Source organism: Candidatus Symbiopectobacterium sp., assembly GCF_020054415.1.
Taxonomy (GTDB): Bacteria; Pseudomonadota; Gammaproteobacteria; order Enterobacterales; family Enterobacteriaceae; genus Symbiopectobacterium.
Map to the genome: position 1 here is coordinate 1 of NZ_JAHWCO010000692.1, position 4,900 is coordinate 4,900.

Here is a 4,900-nt window from a genome sequence, read left to right on the forward strand (position 1 = left end):
AGGGCCATCGTCAGTGCGTCAATCTGCGCATTGTGATCTTTGCCGTTGAGCGTTTCCGTCACGTCAACCGCGGCGGTGATTTTATCGCTGTCCAGATAACGGCCCTCGTTACCGTAGAGCGCCGCCAGCGCAACGGCTACCGGCAGGGGTTGGTCTTCAAGACGGGGTTTTTCCTGTTCCGCTTTTTTGGCGCGGTTGCTGTCTGTTTTCGGTTGTGGTGGAGCAGGGGGAGTAAAGACGTTACCGCTCTGCATTGCTGCGATTAGCTGGCGCATTACCTCAGTATTTTCTTTAATGACTAATTCAAGGCTCATGAGGTACCTCAGGTATAAAGGGTGATCGGAAAACGGGCATTGGGGTTTTGTTCCAGTTCATCGCGCTTACGTAACCAGCGCAGGCGGCGAACGGTGTTATTGACTGGCGCAGTGGCCATCGGGGCGGTTTTAACTTTTTCCTGTTGTTGCATCTGGTTGAATCCTCCGTTTCATATCGGGGAGCGCACTGATCAGGCTGGTAGTGCGCTTTCGGGTATAAAAAAGCCCACCGTTGAAGATGGGCAAAGACTACACACAGCAATTTTTAGATTTCAGCTTCCCAATTGAGCGCTTTCGTTATGGCTGTTTCGGCGGCTTTCAATTCGGGTGAGGTTTCCAGTGATTTCTCTTTGCTTACCAAAGAACGCAAATCCTGTAAGGCTTGTAAGAGTTCAGGGGCGGTGGCCATCAAGGTACCGTGTATGGCGTCCGTACACCCTGAAAATTCGGAAGCGCTCCATAAATCGCAGATCGTTTCGCCTTTTTTGTCCTTCAGCACTCCGCTATCACCATCGTATTTCCAAGGCAGCGGTGCCCCTTGAAATTCTGCGTATGTCACTTTGTTCTCTCCTCTCAGTGGTCTTAATGAAGCGCCCCGCAGGACGCTTGATAAGTTCACTTTGCCCCGGTTTGTTGTCAGCCTCCTGCTGCGCCCCGGTTCCGACGCATGGTTTAAAGTCGCGCCGTTCGACTATCAAGATAAGAACTCTTAACTCATGGCGTAAAGTTAAGACATCTAAACTGGCGGTGTCAAGTTAAAAGTTAAGATAAATGAATTTTTGTTTTTTAGGTAAAGAAAAACCCGCATTAAAAGCGGGTTTGGTTAGGAAGGTGTGTGGTGTTTAGGTTTACAGAAGAACTGAGTACCAAAAGACCCAGCCAATGACTTTTATTTTGGTGGCTTCAGGCCCCATATAATCTTCATCAGCATGTTCCTCTCTATTGTACGAACGAATACGTAAGCCGCTAGGAATACGATAAAGCAACTTAACCCGTAGCATCCCATCCTGTTCAATGGCGTACATTTTCCCATCTTTTATCATTGTATTAGCAGTGTCTACCCCAGCTACTGCACCATCGGGGAGTACAGGCTCCATGCTATTGCCGGAGATACATACGCATGCGGCGGCTTCGGGGGCAACTCCGGCTTTACGTAAAGTAGAGCGAGCAAAGCGTAGTTTGCACCCGTTGTAATCAATATCTACGAAACTTCCCGCTCCCGCTGATAGAGCAACTTCTTTAAAAAATGGCACTTCGATTTCATCCTCACCGAGTGGTGTGTTGGAATCCCAAGGATCAAAGGCCCCAACAACACTGGCATTCGCCACAATTTCTTTAGATATATGGGAAACGGTATTTTCTTTACCATTGAGTAACCACTCAACCGATACGCCCAACTCTTTTGCAAGATTAACAAGGTTCTTACCGTTGGGTTCGGTAGTGCCTGATTCCCACTGAGATATAGTCGCTTTGGATACGCCAACCTTCTTACCCAGAGCCTCTTGGGTAATTTTTTTCTCGCAGCGAGCTTGACGGATTCTTTCGCTTTTCATGGTGTTGCCCCTTAATTAGTTTAGATAGCTTAACTTAATTAGGGTATCGTTATCTTGACTTGTTTGTTTAGTTTTCTTAACCTCATGAAAACGATTCGCTATTACAGGGACATAATCATGAAAAAATCAGACGCGATCTCGGTCGTGGGTAGCAAGGCAAAGTTAGCGCGGTTGCTAAAAGTAACGAAAGGTGCCGTGTCTCAGTGGGGGGAAGACCTTCCTGAATTACGTGCCTTACAACTTGAGAAGCTACTGAAAACAAAGAAAAGCCAACCAAAACAAAAGGCGTAACCCATGCCCAAAAATAAACCGTGGGGAGCGACTCCGGATGAGTGGTTCAACTTCGATCTGGTGCTGGGCCGTAGTTATGATCTGCTGCCAGTGGTGTGCAACCCTGAAGCGCCGCTATCCCCTGATAGTAAAATGAAAGTTCTAGGTAAAACCCCCAGCCAGTACAACAGCAATCGGCAAGTGGTTGGTTTATCCAACTGGACGAAACGCCAGATCAACGACGCGAATATTGAGCGCTGGAGTAAGGAAAGTGATTACGGCATCTGTTCCCGCATGGGTAACGGCTGGCTGGCGCTGGACTGCGACAGTGAATCGCCAGAGATACAGGATGATGTCCGTGCTTTATTGCTCGAGCATTTCGGTACGCTGCCGCCGCGCAGGTATCGGGCTAACAGCAATAAATGCCTGTATCTGCTGGCCGTAATCGGCGATTACCGCAAGCGTATTCACCGTCTGTGTGGCGGCAACGGGTTGATCGAGCTGTTAGCGGAAGGCCAGCAGGCGGTAATCGCGGGTTCTCACCCCAGCGGTGCTCGCATTGAATGGGATGGAGGATTACCCGGCGAACCGTTGGCCATTACCCCGGAACAGCTTGAAGCTTTCTGGTCGGCGCTGGCTGATGTTCTACCGGTGGATATTTCTACGGAAGCAGGAATGGGCCGATTGCGTGATCGTAGCCAGGCTACACCGGGGGCGACCGATGATGTGGCAGAGTACCTTGATGCCAACGACTGGACACTGGATTTTGGTGCCAGCGGAGAACGTTACATTCGGTGTCCGTTCGAGGATGGACACAGTGGTGCGTCTGATCCCACCTCTACCGTCTACTTTCCTAGCGGTACCGCTGGTTTTGAGTTGGGGCATTTTAAGTGCCTTCACGCCAGTTGCGCCCACCGCAATAATGGCGATTATCTTAATAAAATTGGTTTTCGCGATAGCGATTTTGAAGATGTCACTCAATCAGAAGGTGGCGATTTTCCAGAAATCAATATTGATATGACCAGCCACTTTTTAAAACGCTTTCTTTATGTGATTCAGGGGGATCGCGTTTGTGATCTTACCCGGCCTCCTTATAACTGCATGATGGAGATGAAAGCGTTTAAAAACCTGATGGCTCCGTATCAGTTCCCGCCGATAGGTAAAGGCAATCCCACTCCGGCAACAAAGAAATGGCTGGAACATCCCGCCAAACAAGTTGCTGAGTCTACCGGTTATCAGCCCGGCGTCGGCAGGCTTATCGAACGGCCCGATGGCCGATTTGAAGTTAACGAATTCTATATGCCTGAGCATGCGAAAACCTCGGATACGGGCAAAGTAGCGACCTTCCTTAACCATATGGCCTACCTCGTACCTGACGACTGGCAGCGTCGATTATTTATTGCACGGCTGGCGTGGTTTGTACAGAGGCCCGAACGCCGCTGCCCTGTCACTATCCTGCATGTATCTACCGCACACGGTACCGGGAGAGGGTGGATCAGCCAACTGATGGAGCGTGTGTTGGGTAAATGGAACTGCTCACGCACTCGCATGAAGATCCTATGTGATAACCAGTTCCATGATTATCTGTACCACACCTTGCTATGCACCATCGATGAGGTTCGGGAAAACGTTAAAAGATATGAGGTTAACGACAAGATCCGCGACGTGTTGACGGAACCACGCTTTGAGGTCAACAGCAAATACGGTAAGAAAATGACCATCGATATTTTCACCGGGTTCCTGTTTTACACCAACCATATCGACGCCCTAGTGCTTCCCGACGAAGACCGCCGTATCGCTGTATTGGGTGGCCCTGATGTTGAGGCGGGAGAAGAACACTACGCCCACCTGTACTCTGTACTGGGTGATAGCGACTTTATAGCGCAGGTGTACTGGTACCTGATGAATGTTGATATTTCGCGGTTCAATTGGCAGCGTGCGCCAAATACCAAAGAACGCCAGTTGATGATCGAAAGTAATAAAAGCGACCTAGAAGCGGCAGTTATAAGCGTACTGGAAAGCCCTCCTGCACCGGCTATGACCTACCAGCAAATTGTTAACGAGGTGATCAAAGAGGTGGGTTTGGACGCAGAAATTAACCAAAAGCACATCACCAGGATACTGAAAGAAAAAACCAAACGTGAACCTGTGCGTGTAAAGGTTGACGGAATCGCGCAACGCTTCTGGTTACTTGAAAAAAATTGCGAGTTCAGCAACGAAGAATTACGCGAGATTTTTGAAACTTGCGAAAATTTGCAAAATCAGCTTTGAAAAGGTGACAGATGGGTGACAGGTAAACCCTTATCTGTCACCTGACAAAAATCAATAAAAACATATGGAAACAGCGAAATGGTGACAGGTGACAGATGTTTTTAACTCTATATACGCGAGAGGTTTTAATCTGGGTACACTACATACGCGCATACGTATATAGACCTAGAAATAACTGTCACCTGTCACTTAACACGTTAAAACCCTTACAGAACAAGGGATGGCGGCGGTGTCAGATAGCGTTTTATCTGTCACCTACCTGTCACCTCGGAAATTAACGTGCAGAAAAATGCAAATAACGAAAGGGAGAAAGAAATATGTCCAAAATTTTGTCCCTCTGTACGCTCATGCGTGCGCGCGTTTTGTCCTGAGGAGTTCGCACGATGCAAATCGACTGGTTTAAAGTCATCATCGATATCGAACGCGCGGGGATGACACAGCAACAGATAGCGCAAACCCTCCACGTATCCAAGTCAGCGCTGTATGGCTGGA

At 48.6% G+C, this 4,900-nt stretch carries 5 protein-coding genes and 1 pseudogene; 2 read left to right on the plus strand and 4 right to left on the minus strand.

Translation table 11 applies throughout. From position 1 onward, the window contains the following. The 4 genes and pseudogenes from QZ506_RS19930 to QZ506_RS19945 form a co-directional block, all read right to left on the minus strand. Positions 1-275, minus strand: a pseudogene (locus QZ506_RS19930) (hypothetical protein); the annotation flags it as partial. A 47-nt stretch (positions 276-322) separates the two neighbouring features. Next, complete coding sequence (locus QZ506_RS19935; RefSeq protein ID WP_291973386.1) at positions 323-466, minus strand: hypothetical protein; 144 nt, start codon at positions 464-466, stop codon at positions 323-325. Between the two features lie 113 nt (positions 467-579). Then, on the minus strand, positions 580-873 hold the full coding sequence (locus QZ506_RS19940) for a hypothetical protein (RefSeq protein WP_291973388.1): 294 nt from the start codon (positions 871-873) through the stop codon (positions 580-582). A gap of 289 nt (positions 874-1,162) precedes the next feature. Beyond that, on the minus strand, positions 1,163-1,867 hold the full coding sequence (locus QZ506_RS19945; RefSeq protein WP_291973390.1) for a helix-turn-helix transcriptional regulator: 705 nt from the start codon (positions 1,865-1,867) through the stop codon (positions 1,163-1,165). A gap of 117 nt (positions 1,868-1,984) precedes the next feature. Between QZ506_RS19945 and QZ506_RS19950 the strand changes: the two genes are divergently transcribed. Together QZ506_RS19950 and QZ506_RS19955 are read left to right on the plus strand one after the other, a co-directional pair. Further along, positions 1,985-2,158, plus strand: a complete 174-nt coding sequence (locus tag QZ506_RS19950; protein WP_233478708.1) for a Cro/CI family transcriptional regulator — start codon at positions 1,985-1,987, stop codon at positions 2,156-2,158. Positions 2,159-2,161: 3 nt separating this feature from the next. Continuing rightward, positions 2,162-4,408 (plus strand): DUF5906 domain-containing protein, encoded by a 2,247-nt coding sequence (locus tag QZ506_RS19955; protein ID WP_291973395.1) that lies wholly within the window; start codon positions 2,162-2,164, stop codon positions 4,406-4,408. Positions 4,409-4,900 lie beyond the last annotated feature (492 nt).